Origin of the sequence: Paramaledivibacter caminithermalis DSM 15212, from assembly GCF_900142245.1 — a bacterium.
GTDB lineage: Bacteria > Bacillota > Clostridia > Peptostreptococcales > Caminicellaceae > Paramaledivibacter > Paramaledivibacter caminithermalis.
The window spans coordinates 56,109-78,911 of sequence record NZ_FRAG01000011.1 but is presented as its reverse complement, the minus strand read 5'-3'; the positions used below and the strand labels follow the sequence as shown (position 1 = coordinate 78,911).

Genomic DNA, 22,803 nt, shown 5'->3' with positions numbered 1-22,803 from the left:
GTAGAGTAATTTGAGGAAAATCAAAGGGCTATTAATCGCTAAGTTTTATTATTATCTATCTAATAACTGTTTTTCTCCCATTTCAACTAATTTTTTAGTGATACGACCAGTATGATATGAAGCTAAATATCCATTATTCAAAGGATTGTAATTACTTATGCCTAATTCTTTAGCCATTTCCATTTTAAACTGATTTAAAGCAGCCCTAGCTTCAGGAACTATTAATTTGTTTTTGGACATTAAAACAACTCCCAAATAGTAATAAATTTGCAAAACTACCTTAACATTAATATAACCAAAATCTCGAAAAAAATTCAAATAGAATTATTATTTGAACAAATTAAATAATTACCTTTTGTAAAAACTATTTAATATAGGAATTTAAGTAAAGATTTTAATTTATACATATCAAAATATCCAGAGTTTTTAAGGGTTTTTGATATGTATAAATTAACTGTTTTACTGGAATATCTATATAATTTAAAATAAATATTAAAGATAAATGACTTATTATGTATATTGGAGGTAACTATGACATGAAGGTGAAAATTATTAATAATCCATCTTCTGGTAGGATTACTTTGCAAAAATACCTTGAAATAATAGTTGGAAAACTAGTTTTAGAGGGAGTTTTTAAATGTGTAGATAAATTTGATACAAAGGGAAAAAATGATGCTTTTAATGAGGTAATGAAAATAAAGGAGAGCCAATACGATTTGATAATTTCTGTTGGAGGAGATGGAACCCTAAGTGAAGTAGTAAATGGAGTTGTGAAGGCAGGTATAAATACACCTATAACAGTTTTGCCTGCAGGAACTGTTAATGATTTTGCTAATTATTTAAATATACCCTATGAAATTGATGGAATTTGTAACATGTTCAGGCATGGAAAACTGATTGATATAGATGTTTGTAAAAATAATGATAATTATTTTATTAATGTTGCAGCAGCTGGAATAATGACAGATGTTCCGTTAAAGGCAACGGTGGCCTCGAAAACCATTTTAGGCAAATTTGCCTATTATGCCGAGGGGATTAAAGATATACCAAAAAAGCTTATTAAGTCAATTAAATATAGATTTGAGTATGATAATGAATTTTTTGAAGAGGATGTATTGTTATTTGCTGTATTAAATTCTTCATCTGCTGGTGGATTTAAAAGAATTGCACCCCATGCTGGATTAGATGACGGTAAATTCGATGTATGTATATTTAAGAAATCAGATATATTCGATACAGCAGCTAGTTTTTTAAAAATATTGAGAGGAGAACATATAAATAATGAAAGTGTAAGATATTTTCAAACTGATAATCTTACTGTTACATGTTTAGAGGAATGTGATATACACTTAGATATTGATGGAGAAGATGGGGGACCATTACCAGCGAAATTCGAAATATTACCTTCTGCGTTAAAATTCTTTATTCCTAACAGTAATATGTAGAAAATATCCGTGTAGAATTAATCTTCACGGGTATTCCTAATTTTATTCTATCTTAATTTTTTATCATATAAGAATTATACCTTTCTTTTTTTATATCTTTTTTATTACATTTATGAACTGAGCAAACTTATTAAATAAAGAAAATTTCTTTAGAGTGACATAATAGCCAACTATAGAAAAAGAGGTTAATTTAACTTATTGTACTAGTTTTTATCCTAGAGTTTTAATATTAACTTTTCGTTTAAGTAATAAACCTGGTTTTTATATGATATTGAAGTTGGAAACAAGTTTAATGAGCAACTGGAAAATTTTACTTAATATTAATAATATCTTAACGAAGAGTTTACATTAGTGAGTTAAATTATCAATAGATGTTATTAAATTAAATCTTAGGAATTTCTATACCTTTGATTTTATGCTGGATTTTTCTAAGAGAAATTATTTTAATAACTTCTAAATTTAAAAGAAAATTCTAGGAGGTTACAGGATGTTCAAGAAAAATTTATTCACACGATTTTTAGTTGCAGTGCTACTAATTGGACTTATTGTGGCAAATGGATTAACAAGCTTCGATGGTAATAAACTATTTAAATCTATTGAAGCTGAAGCTGCTGAAAATGCACCTAAGTATGTATTTTATTTTATTGGTGATGGTTTGGGAGCAGCCCAAAGACAAATAGCAGAGTATTATAAACAAGAAGTAACTGGCGACAAAAATGCAAAGCTATTAATGAATACCTTGCCTGTGGCAGGAATCAATACTACATATTCAGCAGATACTTTAGTAACTGACTCAGCAGCAGCGGGTACTGCATTGGCAACAGGACATAAAACAAATAATGGTATGATTTCTCAAAAGCCTGATGGTACATCAGTAAAGAGCTTGATAGAGCTAGCCGAAGAGAAGGGAATGGCTACTGGAATTGTTACTACCACAAGACTTACCCATGCTACTCCTGCAGTATTTGCTGCACACAATGCAAGCAGAAATAATGAAAATGATATAGCTGTTGAATTTTTAGAAAGTGGTGTTGATTATTTTGCAGGTGGTGGAAACAGACATTTTGTTCCACAGAATTGGAAGTGGGGAAAATCAAAGAGAACTGATGATAGGAACCTATTAACTGAATTTAATAACAAGGGGTATACGGTTTTTGCAAGCAAGGATGATTCTGCAGCATTTAGGAAGTATGAACCTAAGATGGGTGATAAGGTAATAGCTACATTAGCATACTCACATTTACCATATGAGATAGATAGAAAACAAACTGATGAAAGTCCAAGCTTAGGAGAGATTACTCAAAAGGGGATCGAATTATTATCTAAAGCAGATAAAGGATTTTTCTTAATGGTAGAAGGTGGAAGAATTGACCATGCATGCCATGCAAATGATGCAGTTGGATCAATACATGATACATTAGCTTTTGATGATGCAATCGCAAAGGCATATGAGTTTTATCAAAAACATCCAGAAGAAACCTTAATAGTTGTAGTTGGAGACCATGAAACTGGCGGAATGGGATTAGGCTTTGGTAAAAACTATTTTGTAAAAGTAGATGGATTAAAGGATGTTAAAGCATCTGTAGAGGATGTGTTAATAGATAAATATGATGGAGATAAAGAAGCTTATTTCAAATATATAGCAGAAAACTTTGGTTTAAATGATTTAACAGAAGAAGAAAAGGCAAAAATTATCAAGGCTATGGATATAAAGGATAGTAAAAAAGAAGATTATGACCTTGTAACCTATGGACCAAATTATTACTGTCCTGTGGCAGTAACTACTACCCATATTATTTCTGAAAGAACAAATATACAATGGACTACTTATGCCCATTCAGCGACTTCTATTCCGATGTCTGCTATTGGAAAGGGTGCTGAAAACTTTGGAGGATATAAAGATAATACTGAAATCGCTAAGGCTATGGCTAACTTAATGGGATTTGAGTTAACTAAGTAATTTATATATGTGAGGAAATTGCATAATAAATTTAAATAATTTTAGGGGACAAAATGTAGTAGAGAAAGTCAAGAAATCTATCTACATATTCTATTTTAAAATTATTAGTGTTAATTATGCAAGTTTCTCATGTAAATATTTATAAATATAATTAAAAAATAGCTGAGATTAAAAGTATCTCGGCTATTTTTAGATAGTTTCAAAATAATATATTTTGAGGTGAATCATGTGAAAAAGGCTTTAGCTATTTTGTGGATAATGGGATTCGTAGTTTTAGTGATAGGAATATTAATTAATGATAATTGGAAACAAGAGGATCTACATACTCAATTTGAAGCAAAGGCAATGGTACTGGCAACCGATGAATCAGATGTTGTTAAGTCAGGAATTTCAAAGATAGGTTATCAAAACTTAGAAGTTGAAATTATAAATGGAAAATATAAGGGAAAAAAAGTAAAAGCAGTTAACCAATTAGTTGGCAAGCTAGATTTTGATAATTTTTATAGAATAGGAGATAAAATTATAATAGGTATATTAGAAGAAAATAATGAAATAAAGGATGTAAAAGCAATAGATATATATAGACAAGGATGGCAGCTAATACTTTTTGGATTTTTTGTAGTATGCTTAATTGCTTATGCTAGATTTACTGGACTAAGGGCTTTGTTTTCCTTTGTAGCAAGCCTATATGCTATATGGAAATTTTTAATACCAGGATTATTAGAAGGAAAAGAGCCTTTGATGCTTACGGCTATTGTATTAACACTGCTATCAGCAATTATTATATTCTCTGTTGCTGGTCTTACCAAAAAAGGCTTTTCGGCGTTTGTGGGAACTATGAGCGGACTATTAGTTACTATAGCAATAACCATATTCTTCGGAAACAAATTAGAACTTTATGGAATGACTGCTCCCTTTGCAGAGACACTGCTTTTTAGTGGACATTTAGATTTAAATATGAGACATATTTTTTATGCTGCAATAATTATTGGAGCCTCAGGTGCAGCAATGGATATAGCTATGGATGTTTCTGCTTCTATGGAGGAAATAAAACTAAAGAAACCTGACATAGATTGTAGAGAGTTAATTGGATCGGGATTCAACGTTGGCAAGGCAGTAATTGGAACAATGACTACAACATTGCTATTAGCTTATTCAGGTGGATACTTAACATTACTAATGCTATTTATGACAAAGGAGTCCAGCTTTTCTAGAATAATTAACCTCAAGATAGTTAGCGCAGAGATCATGAGGACTGTAGTTGGAAGTATAGGACTTGTATTAGTTGCTCCATTGACTGCAGTATTTGCTGGCTGGATATATTCTACGGAATTCAAAAGCATTTTTAGAGCTTTAAAAACCTATGAATGGAAGAATAAAGAAACAGTAATTAACACTGCTGAAGAAAAATTAAAAGTAAGATAAAAAATGGGTGTCTCAAGATATGTTTGTGAGACAACCCATTATTAATTAATTTTATAAAGTAAAATATTTTATTTTTGAGATATCTTAGGGGATTTTAATATTTTATTTGAGTGATTTTTATAAACCTGGTTTTTGTTCAAATTTATATAAAAAAACAGGTTTATTACATGAATGAAAAGAAAATATTAAAACCCCTGCGATAAAAATTATCACAACATGTATATTTATTTTTCTTCATAAATTAATTTATAAGCATCATTAATTATTTCATATATTTGTTCTATTTCTTCGTTTATTAAATCATTTATATTACCGTCAAAATTAAACCTTGCACATACTCCACAATTGGAGCTTAATTTTCTAGGAACAGGCATTAATTCGCAATCAATATTATTTTTTTTAGAAAATCTTTGAAATTTAATTGCTCCCGAATGTGTAAAAAATAATGCTATATATTCTTTCATATCTGAGTCACATCCTATTTTTTAGCACGGATTAAGTACTCTTCGTCCATATCTTCAATAGTTAATTGATAACCTGAATTTTTTAAAAATCTTGAAACATTGTTTTTAGCTGTATTATCATCTACAAGGACTTCTATACTCTGTGGATTTGATTTTATAGCATTTTTTGTCATAAGAATTGGTTGAGGACAAGACATTCCTCTAACATCGATTTTAGCCAATGGAAACATCTCCTTTCTTTTTATGTGTAGCCATTTCTGAGTTTAAATAAGCTATTAATCCTAGGATTACAAAGCAAATTATTACAGCAATTTGGCCCTGTGGAGTAGGTCCTTTTGGTGATGAAGCTAGCTTGAAGTTGTGTGCAATAGCAGCACCAACAAGCATGCCTATAACTGCAATAGCAGAATCAGTATTTCCTTCACCAGCAAGAATAAGCTGTCTCAATGGGCAGCCTCCTAATAAAACAGAGCCCCAGCCACATAGCACCATTCCCAAAAAATTCCAAAGAGCATCTCCATGGGCTACAGGTTGTGAAGCAAAGCCCAGCTTAAAATAACCAAGTGCAATATTTCCTATCAAAGCAAATAATATTATAGTAATAAATCCAGAGATTAGATATGTATCTTTAAATAAAATTAAGTCCCTGATTCCTCCAACCATACATAATCTTGTCCTCTGAGCAAGAGATCCAACTATTAAACCAGCTGCTAGAGATAATAATATTGGTGCAGACATTGAACCTGGTCCTTTTTCACTGAAAAAAAGCAAAGTAGGAGCTGTAAGCAATAATATAATTAGTAGAACATTTACTATTGGAAATGCAAAACCTTCAGCCATTGATAATCTATAGCTTCTTTTAAGATTAAAGCCTTTATTTAAAAATACGATACCTAATCCTATACCTAAAACAAATCCAACTAAGCCTACAATAGCATTTAAGTCTCCACCAGCAATTCTTAAAACCATCCTAAGTGGACAACCTAAGAATATCAAAGCACCAATCATTACAATGATGCCAAGGATAAATCGGGTGAAGGGCGAAGATCCACCTTTGGAGTTGAATTCTTTATTTCCATATGCCATTAAAAAAGCCCCTAGAACTAATCCCATTACTTCAGGTCTAAGATATTGAACGACGGCTGCTCTATGGAAGCCTAAAGCACCAGAAATATCCCTAATAAAGCATGCAATACAAAATCCCATATTTTGAGGATTGCCAAACTTTACTAGTAAAACCGCTATTATGCCGACAACGGCACCTGTAAGAATAATACCTTTTTTTTCTTTCATAAAAAAGCCCCCTTTTCATAAATTTGGAAAAAACTATCACATAATAATTTTATCAATATAAGATTATTAAGTTAAATTGATAATTTTTATAGTTTATGGCATATGTATAGAAATAACTTATAAGAAATAGTAATAGGTATAAAAATTTTATATAATTCAAGTGTGTAGAAAATTTTAAATTTAAGGAGAAGTGAGATTATGAATGGAGTATATTTGGATAATGGAGCAACATCATTTCCTAAAGCACCAGGGGTAGTTGAAAGTATATCTAATTATTTAAACAAAATAGGTTGTAATGTGAATAGAGGAGCCTATGCGTCATCCTTTGTAGCGGAGAATATTGTATATGAGACAAGGGAGTTATTATGCCAGTTATTTAATTATGATAAGCCAGAAAATGTAGTATTTACTAAAAATATTACTGAAAGCTTGAATGTTTTAATAAAGGGCCTATGTAAATATGGGGACCATATTATTGTTTCCTCAATGGAACACAATGCAGTTATGAGACCGATTAATTCATTGAACAATAAGGGTGTAGAATATACTAAGGTAAGATGCAATGAAGAGGGAGAACTAAATCCATTGGATATATTAAAGCATATAAAGAAAAATACTACAGCAGTAATTATGACCCATGCATCCAATGTCTGCGGTACAATTTTAAATCTTGAAGAGGTTGGTAAAATATGCAGTGAGAAGGGATTAGTCTTTATCATCGATACAGCTCAGACAGCAGGATTTTTAAATGTGGACTATAGGAATTTAAAGGCTGATGCTATTGCTTTTACAGGGCATAAAGGGCTTTTAGGGCCGCAGGGGATTGGAGGCTTTATTATAAATGATAGTTTAGTTAAGGAAATGGATACATTTATTGAAGGGGGGACAGGCAGTTTATCTGAACAGGAGATTCAACCCCAGTATATGCCTGATAAATTCGAAGCAGGAACTATGAATATACCTGGTATATTTGGATTAAATGCTTCACTAAAATACATACTTAAAGAAGGTATTGAAGCTATTAAGGAAAAAGAATTACATTTATTGGAAAAATTCCTAAATGAAGTTTCTGATATCCAAGGGGTAAGGTTAATAGGTAAGAGAACATTAAACAACCGAACAGCTCTAGTATCCTTGGATTTTCCAAAGCATGATAACGCTGAAATTTCCTATAAGCTGTATAAAGTTTTTGGAATTATGACACGATGTGGCTTGCATTGTGCTCCAAGTGCCCATAGGACATTAAAAACCTTTCCAAAGGGGACAGTGAGATTTAGCTTTAGTCATTTTAATACAGTTGAGGAAGTAAATTATACAATAAATGCTATAAAAGAAATATCAAGAACAATCTAAATCCCCGTTTGGTTGTGATCTAATTTTATCAAATCGAATTATTAATACAGAAAGTAAAACCATAAATACACCCAATAATTTCCATCCTATAATAGTTTCATTAAAAAAAAGAAAAGACATCGTTACGGCCATTACAACCTCAATTGTGGCTATAATTCCAGCCTTTGAGGATTCTACTCCATAGGATAACCCTGTGCTATATAGGGTATATGGCATTATAGTTGTTAGTATTGCGATACAAAAGAATATAGAAGAAACCTTTAGATTATAATCTATAAAAAAAATGTCAGAAGGCTTGGATATAAACAGTATAAATAAGGAACCAAAACCCAGCATATATATTGTCATAGTCCATTGATTATATTTTTCTAATGTACCTTTACTAAAGATTGTATATAGGCTATATGTAAAACCTGCCCCTATACCGCAAAGAATACCAGTAATATTAAATTCCAGAGCTTTAAAATTTCCACCTGTTACAGTTAAAAAGCATCCTATAACGCAGGTAATAAGAGATAAGGCCTTATACTTTGTAAAGGATTCCTTATATAATATTTTAGAAATAATAATAATAAAGATAGGAGATGTATATAATAGAATAACTGCAGTTGATATTGTGGTTTTTTCTATTGCTGTAAAATAAAGGGTATTAAATACACTTTGACAAATAAGCCCCATTAGAGCTGCATACAATATACCTTTTTTATCTATTTTTAATAAATCCTTATTAGTTATATATATATAGGAGTATAAAATTATAAATGCCAAGAAAACTCTCCAAAATACAATTGCTTGTGAAGATATATTATAAGAATTAAGTATTTTAACTATAGAACCAACTGTCCCCCACAGACAACCAGCTAATAAAATCATTATAACTCCCTTTGCAGACTTTGATAAACCCATAATATACCTCCTAAGGTTACTAATACTAGATATTTAATATAGCGTATTTTAAAACTTTCAAATTAAATTATGCAATTTCTTCAATTATAATTATTCTATCATCAATAATAATAATTTCAATAATAAATATTTAAAACCATAATTTACATATGGTGAAATGAAGGAATTATAGAGTATTAAAAATTATAAATAAATTTTGAATTTTAATATATATATATAGGATTTACTATATAAATGAGGAAATTGCATAATACATTTAAAGAATTTTGGAGTACAAAATGTAGTAGAGAGAGCCAAGAAAGATATCTACATATTGTATTTCAAAATTATTAGTGTTAATTATGCAAGTTTCTCAACTAATAAAAAAATAAGAAAATATAAATATATACTTGCATAATTATTAAAATATATGTATAATATTACGAAGATGATGATTATTTTAAAAATAAGGAGGAAGAATAAATATGTTTAAAACTAAAGTTAAAGGAATTATAGCTATTTTGCTTATATTTTCCCTAGTATTAGGATTTGCAGGATGTAGCAAAGAATCAAAAACATCTCAAGAATCAAAGTTATCTCAAATTAAATCCAATGGAAAAATTGTATTGGGTACAGCTGCAGATTATCCACCATATGAATTTCACAAAGAAATCGATGGTAAGGATACAATTGTAGGATTTGACATTGAAATTGCTAAAGCAATTGCTGAAGATCTTGGTGTTGAATTAGAAATAAAAGATATGAAATTCGATGGATTATTAGCCGCCTTGGTAGCAGATAAAATAGACTTTATCGTTGCAGGAATGGTACCAACTGAAGAAAGAGAACAAAGCGTTGATTTTACTAAGCAATACTATCAAGCAGAGCAAAGTATCTTAATAAAAGCTGAAGATGCAGATAAATTTAAAACAAAGGAAGATTTTAAAGGCGCTGTAGTTGGAGCTCAAAAATCAACAATACAAGAAGAAATAGCAAAAGGAATCGAAGGGGCACAAGTAAAATCCCTTAGTAAAATTACTGATTTAGTATTGGAACTATCAAACGATAAAATTGATGCTATAGTATTAGTTAAGCCAGTGGCTACTGCATATGCTAAAAGCAATCCAGACCTTTTTGTTCCTGAGATATCTTTCGGAACAGAAGAAGGGGTAGCCGGAGCGGTAAATAAAGGAAACAAGGAATTACTTGAAGCGATTAATCAAACATTAGAAAGATTGATAAATGAAGGTAAAATAGATCAATTCGTTTCTGAAGCAACTGAATTAGCTGATTCAGAATAAAGATGAGAAATTAAATATATAGTAAAAAAGACTCTAACAAAGTGAGTCTTTTTTACTATGCAATGATTATTTTACATAGGTGATACGATGAGGAGGAAATAGTTTGAAAACAATAAGTATGAAATATGGAAAAACTAAAATAGATGTTTCTATACCACAGGAAAATTTACTTGGAATTATTGCGAGTAATAAAGAAATTAGAAATAAAACAGAAGAGGAAGTAGTGCTTGAGGCTCTTGACAAACCAATAGAAAGTAATAAATTAAGGGAAATTGTCAATAAGGGAGACAAAGTTTGCATTGTTATTTCTGATATCACAAGAGCTTGGCAGAAAATGAATTTTTATCTTCCATATATTGTTGAGGAATTGGAAAAAGCAGATATTAGAGAAGAAGATATAATTTTTCTCTGTGCTACAGGAACCCATAGAAAGCAGACAAAGAAAGAGCATGGGATTTTATTAGGTGAAAAATTAGCAAAAAGATTTCAAGTAATTGACCATGATTGTATGGATAAAGATAACTTGGTTTATCTAGGAACAACAAGCTTTGGTACACCAGTAAGTATAAACAAAATTGCATTGGAATGTGATCATATCATAATAACTGGAGCTATTGTTTATCATGATATGGCAGGTTGGGGCGGAGGAAGAAAGTCGATTCTTCCAGGGATATCTTCATATGAATCAATTATGGCTAATCATGCTTTAGCCTTAAATAAAAAATTAGGAGAAGGATCAAACTTAAAGGTTAGATGTGGTAATGCTGCTACAAATCCTATTCATCAAGATATGCTTGAAGCTGCAAAGCTAGTTAAACCATCATATCTATTTAATGTAATAATGGATGAAAAAGGTAATATAATTAAAGCGGTTGCAGGTGATTATATTAAAGCCCATGAAATTGGACGAAGGATAGTAGATGAAATTGATGGTGTAGTAATTAATGAAAAAGCCGATTTAGTTATAGCATCATCAGGAGGATATCCAAAGGATATAGATTTATATCAAGCTACGAAAACACTTAGTAATGCCAAGGAAGCAGCAAAAGAGAATGGTACTATTATTATTTTAAGTGAGTGCGTAGAAGGTGTTGGAAGCGATGATTTGCAAAAAATAATTCAGGACTATGAAAATAATGTTGAAAGAGAGAAAGCAGTAAGAGAGAATTTTACGGTTGCAAAATATATTGGTTATAGCATGGCTGAAGCAGCAAAATCCTTTAATATTATTTTTGTCTCAGGTATAGATAAAAGCATACTGAAAAATATAAATATACCAGTAGTTTCAACTATCGATGAAGCTCTAGAAATTACTTACAAAGAAAAAGGAAGGAATTTAAAAACCTATTTAATGCCTTGTGGAGCAAATACTCTTCCTAAATTAACCTGCCAAGTTAGTAAATAAAATTTTATTGTTTTATAAAACCACCTTAGGTAGAAACTAGCTTGGTCAGTTAAATTGAAGCATAGTTTTATATAGAAATATCTCAATATAAAGCACCACAAAAAAGTAGTTGAATAAATATAAAATATGATGTATAATTTTACAATGGGTAACAAATTTGACTTTGATAAAGTTTATAAATTTCAAGAATTATTACAAATGAGGAAAGAATAATAAAATTTTATTAGGAGGTGGCAGCAGTGGACATGGTCTTTTTATCAAAGTATTATAAATTCTTTATTAATGGAACAGGGATCACCCTATTTCTTTCGCTTTTTGGCGTTATATTTGGTGTTATTATTGGAGTGTTCTTAGCCTTAATGAAGATGTCTAAAAAATCTTTTTTTAGTATGATTGCATCGGCTTATATTGAAATTATAAGAGGAACCCCTCTATTAGTACAATTATTCATTATATATATAGGCTTACCTAAGGTGACGGGGATACCATTCACAGATTTATCCATAGGTATAATAGCAGTATCATTAAATAGTGCTGCCTATGTTGCTGAAATCATAAGAGCAGGTATTCAATCGATTGATAAAGGTCAGATGGAAGCGGCTAGGTCTTTAGGTATGACCCACAGTATGGGGATGAGATTAATTATTATTCCCCAGGCTTTTAAAAACATATTGCCTGCCCTAGGAAATGAATTCATTGTTTTAGTAAAGGAATCTGCAATCGTATCGGTTATAGGAATACATGACTTGATGTATAATGCAGATACAGTAAGAGGTATATCCTTTAAACCCTTTACACCACTATTTATAGCTGCAATTATTTATTTTATAATTACATTTTCTCTTTCAAAACTAGTAGGTATACTTGAAAGGAGGTTGCGTGCTGGTGATTCAAATATCTGATTTGCATAAGAAGTTTGGAGAATTACATGTTTTAAAAGGAATTAATGAACATATTACTCAAGGTGAAGTTGTTGTAATAATTGGTCCAAGCGGCTCAGGGAAAAGTACGTTGCTAAGATGTCTAAATCTTTTGGAACATCCTACAAGTGGTGAAATTGTTTTTGAAGGAATAACAATAACAGACCAAAGAAATGATATAAATAAGCTTAGAGAGAAGATGGGAATGGTGTTTCAGCAATTTAATCTATTTCCACATAAAACTGTTTTAGAGAATATCACATTAGCTCCAATAAATGTAAAAAATATAAAAAAGGATGAAGCAGAAAAGATTGCATTCAAACTGCTTGATAGAATAGGCTTGAGGGACAAAGCAAACAGTTATCCAAATCAGCTTTCAGGAGGACAAAAACAAAGAATTGCTATTGCTAGGGCTTTGGCTATGTCTCCCGATGTAATGCTTTTTGATGAACCGACATCAGCCCTTGACCCAGAGATGGTTGGGGAAGTCCTAGATGTAATGAAGGAACTGGCAGGAGACGGTATGACCATGGTAGTTGTTACCCATGAGATGGGATTCGCAAAAGAAGTAGGAACAAGAGTGCTTTTTATGGATGAAGGAAAGGTTGTTGAAAAAGGTTCGCCAGAAGAAATATTTTGTAATCCAAAGAATCCAAGGACTAAGGATTTTTTGGCTAAGGTATTATAAAAGCATGTATTAGAAGAAAGCAAACTTAAAAGCCAGGTAAAACCTGGCTTTTAAGTTTGCTTTTATAAAGTATTGCTGGATCCTAATACATGCTTGATTTTATGTTTGACCATCTCTTTTATTGCATCTCTGCCCTCACCTAGATATTTTCTAGGATCAAATACTTCAGGATTTTCAACTAAGAACTTCCTGATTGCTGCTGTCATTGCTAATCTAAGATCTGTGTCAATATTAATTTTACATATTCCAAGCTTAGAGGATCTTCTTAACATATCTTCAGGAACACCCTTTGCCCCAGGTATATTTCCACCGTATTTATTGCATGCTTCAACAAATTCAGGAATAACTGTTGATGCTCCATGAAGCACTAAAGGGAAACCTGGAAGCAGATTACTAATTTTTTCAAGTCTTTCAAAATCAAGATTAGGTTCTCCTTTGAATTTATAGGCACCATGACTTGTACCAATAGCTATTGCCAATGAGTCTACACCTGTTCTTTCTACAAACTCAACTGCTTGATCAGGATCAGTAAAGGATGCGTCTTTTTCGCTGACATTAACATCATCTTCAATGCCAGCAAGTTTACCAAGTTCAGCTTCTACAACTACGCCTTTCTCATGTGCATATTCTACAACTCTTTTAGTTAATTTAATGTTTTCCTCAAAAGGATGCTTTGAACCATCAATCATTACTGATGTAAATCCATCATCAATACACTGCTTACAGATTTCAAAGTCTTCACCATGGTCTAAATGAAGAACTACATCTAAACCAGTATCATCTATTGCTGCTTCTACTAGTTTTTTTAAATATGCAGGTCTTGCATATTTTCTAGCACCAGCGGAAACCTGTAAGATTAGAGGGGATTTTTCCTCTTTAGCAGCTTCAACTATACCTTGAATGATCTCCATGTTATTAACGTTGAAAGCTCCAATTGCGTACTTACCTTCATAGGCTCTTTTAAAGATTTCTGTAGAAGTAATTAAAGACATATTATAACCTCCTATTATAAAATATTATCCCAGATTATTCATAGTATGTAAGAAAATAAAAAAATGTTGAAAGTTTTTATGAATAATTTGAGTTTATGTTGAGTTAGAATCTTATTCACGAGTATTATATAATAATAAAGATAAAAATACTAGCCTATATATGGCATTTGTAATAAAATTTAAATAATTATTATATTTTATGTATATTCTATACAAAAATATATTAAACTAATCTGTCAAGCTAGTTTTTATACCGCAGGAGTTTTTATATTTCTTTTTCGTTTATATAGCTTGGCAGGTTAATGTAAAATAGTTATAAAGTAATTATTTATATGAGGAGTGAAGGCTTTGAAAATGATGAGATTAGATAGAATACTTGGAAATATGGGATATGGTAGCAGAAAGGATTTGAAAAAGCTAATCAGGCATGGAGCTGTTAAAGTAGATGGAGAAGTGGTAAAGAAAAGCTCCATTAATATCAATCCTTATGAAAGTGTTATAGAGATTAATGGTGAAAAGGTTGAATATAGAGAATATATATATATAATGATGAATAAACCTCAAAATGTAATATCTGCTACATACGATAATAAGCATAAAACTGTAATTGATTTACTGGAAGAAAAATATTTAGTTTTTAATCCCTTTCCTATGGGAAGACTTGATATTGATACTGAAGGACTGCTTATTATAACTAATGATGGAAAATTATCACACGAAATTCTTTCACCTAAAAAACATATTCCTAAGACATATTATGCCCACGTAAAAGGAATTGTTGATAAAGAAGATATTGAAGCTTTTAAAGATGGTATAATTTTAGATGATGGCTATAAAACTTTACCATCGCAGCTAATTATCAAGGAAAGTGGGAATATATCAATAGTGGAGCTTACCATATATGAAGGAAAATTTCATCAAGTAAAAAGAATGTTTAAACAGCGTCAAAAAGAAGTAAAATATCTGAAGAGAATAGCAATGGGAGAACTGAAAATTGATGAAAAATTGAACTTAGGGGACTATAGAGAATTGACAGATGAGGAGTTAAATGTCTTAAAAAGCAGTATTTCAAAGTAGATTAATAAATAGACCTATTATGCTGGTTTTTATAGCGAGAGTTTTAATATTTCTTTTCCGCTTAAGTAATAAACCTGCTTTTTTATATTATATTGAAGGTGAAAACAGTTTTAGAACAAAGGCGTGTGACGACGCATTTTAGTTGCAAGTTCCATGTTCCAAGTTGCAAGTACTAGGGTCTTTCTGGTAAGTTTAGAAAAAACAATTTGCACCAATATTTTACTGGCAATAGTTTCAATTTTCCTTCTAGTACTTTATTTTAGCTATGCAATTTCTTTCAAAAAAAGTTTGAGCTCCTTAGCAATTATAAAAATCACTCACATGAAATATTAAAACTCTTTAAGATATTATAAAAACAATTAACTATGTAGAGTTAATTAAGGGATTTATATAAAAACAAAGAAGACTGTGAAAAGAATTCAATTTTAAGTGTCTTGAATATATTCTTTTCACAGCCTACAAGTTAATTATTTATATTAACTCCAGTAATAATAGTTATCATTTCATCAATAGAACTATTGGATTTTATGCTGAATTCACCGTATCGAAGCTTTGGAGCAAGCTCTAATTCTTCTACTCTATTGAGGAATTTACTTGTGTCGTCAATTAAGCCTTTTTCCTTTAAAATATTAGCAATACCAATACCGGAAGTACCTTTTGGAATTTGGATATCTATGTTTTCTGCTTTTATATGAACTGCTTTATTTTCAGTATTAGAATTAGTGGAAGAGTTAGTAGTATCTTGATTGCTATTTTCTTGTGAAACATTACTATTAGTTTCGGTATTATTACCATGGCTTTTATCATTAGTTTTGCCATCAGAGATATTTATTTCAATATTTTTTGGATTTTCTTCAAGAATTTTTATCGATGGATTATTTATAGTGTTAAATATAGGGATGCTCATTGCTCCAGAAAGCTTCCAAGTTATAACAAAACCCATAACTAATATAATAAATAAACTTAGCAAAGTATCGCTAAAGTCATAAAAGAAATCCTTGATTTTTTCAAACATTGAAAATCCTCCTTAGGTTTTATGGTTTATAATAGATAACATAGTTTAGGTTTAAATTTATATCATATACATTAAAGATTTATAAGGCATTTTGTTTATTGCCTAGGGACTCAAAAACCTTTATACTAATTAAGAATACCATAAAAACAAGTAAATTTTCAATAAATCAAATTATTTAATATTATTGTAAGATTTGTAGGAGGTATAATCAAAAATTAATAGAATATTAAATAATGGAATATTTAAGCTGAGTTGCCGTTAGAAAGTTTAAGAATTGGATATAACATTTGACATCTAAAAGAATTAACTTACACCACTAAGCTAATTTTTATCGCAGAGATTTAATATTTCTATCAAAGGCCTTTAAACTGTATAGGTTATGTAATATTAGGAGGATATGACATGGAGGATTTTAAGCTGCTAAGAAATAAAGATATGGATTTAGTAATGTGTTACTTAGAAAAAAGGCATTTTGAGAGTACATTTATAATAGATAGTATTGAAAAATATGGATTAGAAAATAACATGCTTTATAAAAAAAATGGAGATTATTATGGATATTTTAGGGATGGAAAACTAATGGGAATATTCTCATTTAACAATATGGGAAGTTTTACTTGTTATTATGACGACGATAAGGTTTTAAATAAAGTTGTTTTGCTTAAAGCAGTTAAAAAATATAAACCTAAATATATTTTCGGAATAGAGAGAATTATAAAACCTTTATGGACAAGACTTGAGAAAACCTTCAAATTTTACAAATATGATGAATGTTCTTATATGATATTAAATAAAAATAATTTTAAAAGCTTTAGTACAGATAAAAAAATTATTAATGCTAAAAATTATGATTTTTCAAAATCCATTGATTTTCTTATTGAAGTTGAAAAGGCATTTGAAAGAAATCCTAAAACAATAAATGAATTAAAAAATTCTGTATATGAAAGAATAGGTGATGAAGAATATTTATATCTTCTAGACAAAGGAGAGATAGTGGCTCAAGCTGTAATTAAAACAACAACTTCAAGAATCAACCAAATTGAAGGTGTATATACGTTGCCAAAGCATAGAGGTAATGGATATGCAAAAGCAATTGTTTCAAAATTATGCCAAAACATTATTGATAAAAAAAAGATTCCTGCATTAATAGTATCTAAAAAAAACGATGCTGCAATCCAGACCTATAGAAAGATTGGATTTGAAAACTATGATGATTATATAGTGTCGGAAGTACAGAGTAATTAATATATAAATACATTGAAGAAAGAAAGTGGTGAACTATTTGAGAGAAATAATTATAGGTGAAAACGAAGCTAATCAGAGACTGGATAGATTTCTCTTGAAATATTTAAATAATTCTACAAGATCAAATATTTATAAATTGTTAAGGAAGAAAGTTATCAAAATAAATGGTAAGAGAGAAAAAGAAAACTATTTTTTGCAAGAAAAAGATAAAGTACAGATTTTCTTGTCAGACGAAGCATTAGATAATTTGATAAAAGAAGAAAAAGTTGAATTAGTTAAAAATGTAAATATTGATATTGTTTATGAAGATGATGAGATACTTATTGTTAACAAACCTAAGGGGTTATTGACCCATCCTGATAAAAAAGAATATAAAAAAACGCTGTCAACAAGGGTACAATCATATCTTAGACACCTTCAAACCCATACATTTAAACCAGCATCTGTAAATAGATTGGATCAGAATACTAGTGGGTTGGTTATTTTTTGTAAGACCTATGAAGCCTTAAAAAAATATAATGAGATGATGAGAAATAGGGAGATAAAGAAATATTATCTTTGTATAGTCCATGGAAAAGTTAGCGATGAAGGAGAAATAAAGGGATATCTTACAAAAAACTCCAAAAAAAATATTGTGGAAATAACAAAAAACAATTATAATAATAATGGTCAATTTATTTTTACAAAATATAAACCCTTAGAATATTATAATAATTTTACTTTGCTTGAGGTTGAAATACTTACTGGAAGACCCCATCAGATTAGGGCATCTTTAAATCTAATAAATCATCCTATTATTGGTGATACAAAATATGGAGGAAAAAAGATTGGAAATATTACTACACAAGTACTCCATGCATATAAATTAATTATAGGTAATAGAGTATTTGTTAAAGAAAGCAAAGATATTGAAAGGATTATTAAAAAAATTTCTGAGTAAATGCCATAATTTTAAATAAAATGTATGCTTGAGGGAATTGCATGATCTTGACTGGACGGAAAGGAAGATGGAACTGTGGTTAAAGAAATATTTGAATGGATTAAAACTATTATAATTTCAATTGTTATAGCTCTTGTTATTACGACGTTTATAAGACCTACATTGGTTAAAGGACAATCAATGTATCCTACATTAGAACCAAATAATTATTTGATTATAAATAAGATTCCTTATATTATTCATGAACCTGAAAGAGGGGATATAATAGTTTTTAAGTCATCACTAAAAACCTTAGATGGAAAAGAAAAAGACTTAATAAAGCGTGTTATAGCTATTGAAGGCGATCGAATAGCAGTAAAGGATGGTAAATTATATATAAATGGAGAAGAAATTAAAGAAGATTATATTAATGGAGACTTTACAACAGGAGATATTGAGCTGCAAGTTCCAGAAGACCAAGTATTTGTCATGGGAGATAATAGAGGCAACAGCTTGGATAGCAGGGATCCGAGGGTTGGAACAGTAGATATTCATACCATAAGAGGTAAAGTTTTAGTTAGATTGTTTCCATTCAATAAGATTGGAAAAGTTGATTAAAGATATTTATAGATATTCTAGTAAAACAATTAATTTATACATATCAAAAATCCCCAAAAGCTCTGGATATTTTGATATGCATAAATTAAGTTTTACTATTGGAAATCTATATATAAAAAAATAAAAAAAGATGTTTTTTATACCAGAGATTTTTCTCTGGTTTTTTGTTTAATTAACTTAATAAATGCATATCCTATAATTGATAATTTAATTAGCATATTAATTTGTTTATAATGAGGAGGAGAAAAATGAAGGTTAAAGACTTGATGACAAGTAATGTTACAACTGCTGATTTGAATTCTTCATTAACAGAGGTAGCTCAGAGCATGAAAAGCTTAAATGTTGGGTCAATTCCCGTATGTGATAATAATGATAATGTAGTTGGAATAGTTACGGATAGAGATATAGTTTTAAGATCTGTGGCTGAGGGAGGTAATGTTAGTAATACTAAGGCTCAGGATGTAATGTCTACCCATATCGTATCAGTTTCTCCAGATACAGATGTGCATGAAGCAGCAAATGTAATGGCAAAGTATCAAATAAGGAGATTGCCTGTTGTTGAAAAGGGTAGATTAGTAGGAATAGTGGCTATTGGAGATTTAGCAACTCAAAATATACATGTAAATGAAGCTGGAGATGCACTCAGCAATATATCACAACCTAGTTCACCTATGAAGTGATAATACTTTGTTTAGTTTTACAAAGTGAAACATTGATAATAATGTAATGAAATGATTAAAAAGTTCCTGTAAAACAGGGACTTTTAGTTTTTATTCTTAAAAAAGTGGTATATACTTATTATATAGTTATTAAGGTTGAGATTGATACTAATAAGTATAGGGGGCTGAAAAATATGAGTAATAAAGATATGATAAAAATTTCTTTGAAGGGTGGAACAACTATAGAAGTTAGAAAAGGAACTACTTTAGAAGAAATAAAGGATAAAGTTAAGGAAGAATATGATGCGTTAATAGTAGCTGCTAAGGTTAATAACAACCTAAAGGAATTAAATTTTACTTTGAAGGATAATTCGCAAATAGAATTTATTGATTTATCAACTTCTATAGGACATAGAATATACCAAAGAAGTTTATCCTTTGTATTTATTAGAGCTGCAATGGAACTACTAACAGGATGTAAAGTGAGTGTAGAACATTCCTTAAGTAAAGGGTTATACTGTGAAATAGATTATAAAGAGCCTATAAATGAAGAACATGTAAAAGCCATTGAAAAAAGAATGACAGAAATTATTGATGAAGATATTCCTTTAGTAAAAAATTGTATATCCAAAGAAGAAGCTAAGAATATTTTTAAAGAATTTGGTATGGATGCAAAGGAAAAATTGCTTAAGTACAGAGAGAAGGATTGTATAAATATTTACAGCTGTGGATGGCTTAGAAATTATTTTTATGGCTATATGGTACCTAGTACTGGATACCTAAAAAAGTTTAGATTAAGATATTATATGCCTGGTGTGATTATTCAATTTCCAACGAAGGAACAACCTAATGATATACCTGAATTTGTAGAACAACCTAAGCTTGCTTATATTTTTCGTGAAGCAGAAAAATGGGGCAATATTTTAAATGTTGGGTATGTAGCCAACCTCAATGAAATTATAGAGAAAAATAAAATTCCTGAGCTTATAAGGGTCGCCGAAGCTTTACATGAAAAGAAAATTGCTCAAATTGCCGATGAGATTACAAATAAGAAAAAAAGAGTAGTATTGATTGCAGGACCATCTTCATCAGGTAAGACTACCTTTGCCCAAAGATTATTAATACAGCTTAAGGTAAATGGACTCAATCCAATTACACTATCAACAGATGATTACTTTGTTGATAGAGAATTAACTCCAAGGGATGATGAAGGTAATTATGATTTTGAGGCATTGGAAGCAGTAGATGTAGAACTATTTAATCAACATTTAACTAAATTGATACAGGGAAGGGAAGTTAATATTCCTTCTTTTGATTTTTTAACAGGAAAAAGAAAATGCAATGGCAATAAGATAAAAATACATAAGGAACAACCTATAATTATAGAAGGTATCCATGGATTAAATGAAAAATTAACTAAAGATATACCCCATGATAAGAAATTTAAAATATATATAAGTGCATTGACTCAATTAAATATTGATAACCACAATAGAATACCAACAACTGATACAAGGCTTATAAGAAGAATTGTAAGGGATAGTAAATATAGAGGTCATTCTGCACTGACTACCCTTAGACTTTGGAAATCCGTTAGAAGAGGAGAAGAAAGGAATATCTTCCCCTTCCAGGAAGAAGCGGATATTATGTTTAATTCTGCACTGGTATATGAATTGGCAGTATTAAAGAAGTATGCTACACCATTGTTAAAGGAAATTGATGATAAAGAACCTGAATATGTTGAAGCCAAAAGATTGTTGAAATTTTTAAGCTACTTTAAATCAATCGATGATGATAAATATATTTTACAAACGTCAATAATAAAAGAATTTATTGGAGGAAGTTGTTTTGTGGAGTAAGGTAAATTTATTTGCAAATAATTAAGAAATTTTAATTTGACTGATAAGTAAAAATAACCTAAAGTAAAAGCTGCAAGTATATTTAATCCCCTACTATGGAGAATAACTTTGTGGATTAAACTAAAGAGTTAAATTTCACATGAATAATTTGGGTTAAATTTTCTATAAATTATTTAGTTTAAATAGGAGATGAGAAAATGCAGCTTTTATTAAATAAATTAATTGATAAAAATAAATTTTGGGCTAATCATGGAAAAGTAGCAGATTATATACCAGAGCTAGGCAAGATGGATTCCCGAAAACTGGGAATTGCAGTTGTAGATACAGGAGGAAAGATTTATAGGGCTGGTGATTATAAGACGAAATTTACTGTTCAAAGCATATCAAAGCCTATAGTTTTACTTTTGGCACTAATGGATAATGGTGAAGAAGTATTCAATAAAGTAGGAAAAGAGCCTACTGGAGATGCCTTTAATTCAATAATAAAGCTTGAGACTTTGAATCCTTCCAAGCCTTTAAATCCAATGATTAATGCAGGGGCTATAGCTGTAACATCGCTGATTAAGGGTAAAACAAAGGAAGAAAGGTTTCAAAGGATTCTAAATTTGTTTAGAAAAATATCAAAGAATCCACACATGGACATTAACTTCGAAGTTTATTTAAGTGAGAAGAAAACTGGAGACAGGAATCGATCAATAGCTTATTTCCTAAGGGACTTAGGTATAATTCACGGAGATGTTGAAGATGTCCTTGATTTATACTTTAGACAGTGTTCAATAGAGGTTACATGTGAAGATATTGCTAATATGGGTATGTTTCTTGCTAATCAAGGAATAGACAGGGAAAGTGGGGATGCAATAGTACCTAAGCATCTAACTCAAATTGTTAAAACTTTTATGGTTACTTGTGGCATGTATGATGCCTCAGGGGAGTTTGCTATTAATGTTGGGATTCCTGCAAAAAGTGGAGTGAGTGGGGGAATTATGTGTTCGGTTCCCAATAAAATGGGTATAGGAGTTATAGGACCTGCTTTAGACCATAAAGGAAATAGTATAGCTGGTGTTAAGCTTTTAGAGGATTTGGCAAAGGAACTGAAGTTAAGTATTTTTTAGTTATTACAGTCATAGTCCTATGGTTTATCAATTGTTAGATTTACTTTGCAAACTTGTGATTAAGTACGAGACCCATGGCAAAACTGAAAAATCAAACTAGCATTTTGCTAGTTTATTTTTTGCATTTATTCTTAATAAAACAAAAAGCAGGATTATTATATGGTATTA

22 protein-coding genes are annotated in these 22,803 nt (G+C 30.3%); 15 read left to right on the top strand and 7 right to left on the bottom strand.

The window, feature by feature from the left end; genetic code table 11:
- Positions 1–51: 51 nt before the first annotated feature.
- Positions 52–240 (bottom strand): alpha/beta-type small acid-soluble spore protein, encoded by a 189-nt coding sequence (locus BUB36_RS06485; RefSeq protein WP_073148217.1) that lies wholly within the window; start codon positions 238–240, stop codon positions 52–54.
- Positions 241–536: 296 nt separating this feature from the next.
- Here BUB36_RS06485 and BUB36_RS06480 point away from each other — a divergent pair, with 296 nt between their 5' ends.
- The 3 genes from BUB36_RS06480 (at position 537) to BUB36_RS06470 (ending at position 4,830) form a co-directional block, all read left to right on the top strand.
- Entirely contained in the window at positions 537–1,445 is a 909-nt protein-coding gene (locus tag BUB36_RS06480; RefSeq protein ID WP_073148215.1) for a diacylglycerol/lipid kinase family protein, read from the top strand.
- Between the two features lie 487 nt (positions 1,446–1,932).
- Complete coding sequence (locus tag BUB36_RS06475; RefSeq protein ID WP_073148212.1) at positions 1,933–3,405, top strand: alkaline phosphatase; 1,473 nt, start codon at positions 1,933–1,935, stop codon at positions 3,403–3,405.
- 228 nt (positions 3,406–3,633) lie between these two features.
- On the top strand, positions 3,634–4,830 hold the full coding sequence (locus BUB36_RS06470; protein ID WP_073148210.1) for a YibE/F family protein: 1,197 nt from the start codon (positions 3,634–3,636) through the stop codon (positions 4,828–4,830).
- Between the two features lie 224 nt (positions 4,831–5,054).
- Here BUB36_RS06470 and BUB36_RS06465 read toward each other — a convergent pair whose 3' ends face one another.
- Genes BUB36_RS06465 through yedE form a run of 3 tightly spaced genes read right to left on the bottom strand, consistent with a single transcriptional unit; the run spans position 5,055 to position 6,587 of the window.
- The gene (locus BUB36_RS06465; RefSeq protein WP_073148208.1) at positions 5,055–5,294 is read right to left on the bottom strand and encodes a DUF3343 domain-containing protein; all 240 of its coding nucleotides are present in this window, start codon (positions 5,292–5,294) and stop codon (positions 5,055–5,057) included.
- A gap of 14 nt (positions 5,295–5,308) precedes the next feature.
- Positions 5,309–5,515 (bottom strand): sulfurtransferase TusA family protein, encoded by a 207-nt coding sequence (locus tag BUB36_RS06460; RefSeq protein WP_073148206.1) that lies wholly within the window; start codon positions 5,513–5,515, stop codon positions 5,309–5,311.
- Complete coding sequence (gene yedE / locus BUB36_RS06455; protein WP_073148204.1) at positions 5,508–6,587, bottom strand: YedE family putative selenium transporter; 1,080 nt, start codon at positions 6,585–6,587, stop codon at positions 5,508–5,510. The genes BUB36_RS06460 and yedE overlap by 8 nt, the downstream gene beginning before the upstream one ends.
- A gap of 198 nt (positions 6,588–6,785) precedes the next feature.
- On the opposite strand from yedE, the gene BUB36_RS06450 reads away from it, so the two are divergent.
- A complete protein-coding gene (locus tag BUB36_RS06450; RefSeq protein WP_073148202.1) occupies positions 6,786–7,940 on the top strand; it encodes an aminotransferase class V-fold PLP-dependent enzyme in 1,155 nt (384 codons plus the stop codon).
- Here the strand turns inward: BUB36_RS06450 and BUB36_RS06445 are convergent.
- Complete coding sequence (locus BUB36_RS06445; RefSeq protein WP_073148200.1) at positions 7,926–8,846, bottom strand: DMT family transporter; 921 nt, start codon at positions 8,844–8,846, stop codon at positions 7,926–7,928. The genes BUB36_RS06450 and BUB36_RS06445 overlap by 15 nt on opposite strands.
- Positions 8,847–9,310: 464 nt before the next feature.
- Between BUB36_RS06445 and BUB36_RS06440 the strand changes: the two genes are divergently transcribed.
- From BUB36_RS06440 to BUB36_RS06425, 4 genes are all read left to right on the top strand, one after another.
- Positions 9,311–10,126, top strand: coding sequence for a transporter substrate-binding domain-containing protein (locus BUB36_RS06440; RefSeq protein ID WP_073148198.1), 816 nt, complete (start codon positions 9,311–9,313; stop codon positions 10,124–10,126).
- 103 nt (positions 10,127–10,229) lie between these two features.
- On the top strand, positions 10,230–11,531 hold the full coding sequence (locus BUB36_RS06435; RefSeq protein ID WP_073148196.1) for a lactate racemase domain-containing protein: 1,302 nt from the start codon (positions 10,230–10,232) through the stop codon (positions 11,529–11,531).
- A 245-nt stretch (positions 11,532–11,776) separates the two neighbouring features.
- Positions 11,777–12,433 carry an amino acid ABC transporter permease gene (locus tag BUB36_RS06430; protein WP_330390441.1) on the top strand — a complete coding sequence of 219 codons (657 nt, stop codon included), beginning with the start codon at positions 11,777–11,779 and terminating at the stop codon, positions 12,431–12,433.
- Positions 12,417–13,139, top strand: coding sequence for an amino acid ABC transporter ATP-binding protein (locus tag BUB36_RS06425; protein WP_073148192.1), 723 nt, complete (start codon positions 12,417–12,419; stop codon positions 13,137–13,139). Before BUB36_RS06430 ends, BUB36_RS06425 begins: the two co-directional genes overlap by 17 nt.
- Before the next feature lie 62 nt (positions 13,140–13,201).
- On the opposite strand, the gene fba is transcribed toward BUB36_RS06425, so the two are convergent.
- On the bottom strand, positions 13,202–14,131 hold the full coding sequence (gene fba / locus BUB36_RS06420; RefSeq protein WP_073148190.1) for a class II fructose-1,6-bisphosphate aldolase: 930 nt from the start codon (positions 14,129–14,131) through the stop codon (positions 13,202–13,204).
- Positions 14,132–14,488: 357 nt separating this feature from the next.
- On the opposite strand from fba, the gene BUB36_RS06415 reads away from it, so the two are divergent.
- Positions 14,489–15,208 (top strand): pseudouridine synthase, encoded by a 720-nt coding sequence (locus BUB36_RS06415; RefSeq protein ID WP_073148243.1) that lies wholly within the window; start codon positions 14,489–14,491, stop codon positions 15,206–15,208.
- Positions 15,209–15,671: 463 nt separating this feature from the next.
- Here the strand turns inward: BUB36_RS06415 and BUB36_RS06410 are convergent, their stop codons facing one another.
- Entirely contained in the window at positions 15,672–16,223 is a 552-nt protein-coding gene (locus BUB36_RS06410; RefSeq protein WP_073148188.1) for an MltG/YceG/YrrL family protein, read from the bottom strand.
- 402 nt (positions 16,224–16,625) lie between these two features.
- Between BUB36_RS06410 and BUB36_RS06405 the strand changes: the two genes are divergently transcribed.
- From BUB36_RS06405 to glsA, 6 genes are all read left to right on the top strand, one after another.
- Entirely contained in the window at positions 16,626–17,468 is an 843-nt protein-coding gene (locus tag BUB36_RS06405) for a GNAT family N-acetyltransferase (protein WP_073148186.1), read from the top strand.
- A gap of 37 nt (positions 17,469–17,505) precedes the next feature.
- Positions 17,506–18,408: an RluA family pseudouridine synthase gene (locus BUB36_RS06400; RefSeq protein ID WP_073148184.1), complete on the top strand. Its 903-nt coding sequence runs from the start codon at positions 17,506–17,508 to the stop codon at positions 18,406–18,408.
- Positions 18,409–18,483: 75 nt separating this feature from the next.
- Positions 18,484–19,005 (top strand): signal peptidase I, encoded by a 522-nt coding sequence (gene lepB / locus BUB36_RS06395; protein WP_084111787.1) that lies wholly within the window; start codon positions 18,484–18,486, stop codon positions 19,003–19,005.
- Between the two features lie 248 nt (positions 19,006–19,253).
- Positions 19,254–19,685 (top strand): CBS domain-containing protein, encoded by a 432-nt coding sequence (locus BUB36_RS06390; protein WP_073148180.1) that lies wholly within the window; start codon positions 19,254–19,256, stop codon positions 19,683–19,685.
- Positions 19,686–19,858: 173 nt separating this feature from the next.
- The gene (locus tag BUB36_RS06385) at positions 19,859–21,523 is read left to right on the top strand and encodes a nucleoside kinase (protein ID WP_073148178.1); all 1,665 of its coding nucleotides are present in this window, start codon (positions 19,859–19,861) and stop codon (positions 21,521–21,523) included.
- Between the two features lie 197 nt (positions 21,524–21,720).
- Complete coding sequence (gene glsA, locus BUB36_RS06380; RefSeq protein ID WP_073148176.1) at positions 21,721–22,635, top strand: glutaminase A; 915 nt, start codon at positions 21,721–21,723, stop codon at positions 22,633–22,635.
- Positions 22,636–22,803: the final 168 nt, after the last annotated feature.

Bases quoted from the DNA above. Each gene is read 5' to 3' on its own strand.
- BUB36_RS06485 (WP_073148217.1), bottom strand. From the start codon at position 240: ATGTCCAAAAACAAATTAATAGTTCCTGAAGCTAGGGCTGCTTTAAAT.
- BUB36_RS06480 (WP_073148215.1), top strand. From the start codon at position 537: ATGAAGGTGAAAATTATTAATAATCCATCTTCTGGTAGGATTACTTTG.
- BUB36_RS06475 (WP_073148212.1), top strand. From the start codon at position 1,933: ATGTTCAAGAAAAATTTATTCACACGATTTTTAGTTGCAGTGCTACTA.
- BUB36_RS06465 (WP_073148208.1), bottom strand. From the start codon at position 5,294: ATGAAAGAATATATAGCATTATTTTTTACACATTCGGGAGCAATTAAA.
- yedE (WP_073148204.1), bottom strand. From the start codon at position 6,587: ATGAAAGAAAAAAAAGGTATTATTCTTACAGGTGCCGTTGTCGGCATA.
- BUB36_RS06450 (WP_073148202.1), top strand. From the start codon at position 6,786: ATGAATGGAGTATATTTGGATAATGGAGCAACATCATTTCCTAAAGCA.
- BUB36_RS06445 (WP_073148200.1), bottom strand. From the start codon at position 8,846: ATGGGTTTATCAAAGTCTGCAAAGGGAGTTATAATGATTTTATTAGCT.
- BUB36_RS06440 (WP_073148198.1), top strand. From the start codon at position 9,311: ATGTTTAAAACTAAAGTTAAAGGAATTATAGCTATTTTGCTTATATTT.
- BUB36_RS06430 (WP_330390441.1), top strand. From the start codon at position 11,777: ATGGTCTTTTTATCAAAGTATTATAAATTCTTTATTAATGGAACAGGG.
- fba (WP_073148190.1), bottom strand. From the start codon at position 14,131: ATGTCTTTAATTACTTCTACAGAAATCTTTAAAAGAGCCTATGAAGGT.
- BUB36_RS06415 (WP_073148243.1), top strand. From the start codon at position 14,489: ATGAGATTAGATAGAATACTTGGAAATATGGGATATGGTAGCAGAAAG.
- BUB36_RS06410 (WP_073148188.1), bottom strand. From the start codon at position 16,223: ATGTTTGAAAAAATCAAGGATTTCTTTTATGACTTTAGCGATACTTTG.
- BUB36_RS06405 (WP_073148186.1), top strand. From the start codon at position 16,626: ATGGAGGATTTTAAGCTGCTAAGAAATAAAGATATGGATTTAGTAATG.
- BUB36_RS06390 (WP_073148180.1), top strand. From the start codon at position 19,254: ATGAAGGTTAAAGACTTGATGACAAGTAATGTTACAACTGCTGATTTG.
- BUB36_RS06385 (WP_073148178.1), top strand. From the start codon at position 19,859: ATGAGTAATAAAGATATGATAAAAATTTCTTTGAAGGGTGGAACAACT.
- glsA (WP_073148176.1), top strand. From the start codon at position 21,721: ATGCAGCTTTTATTAAATAAATTAATTGATAAAAATAAATTTTGGGCT.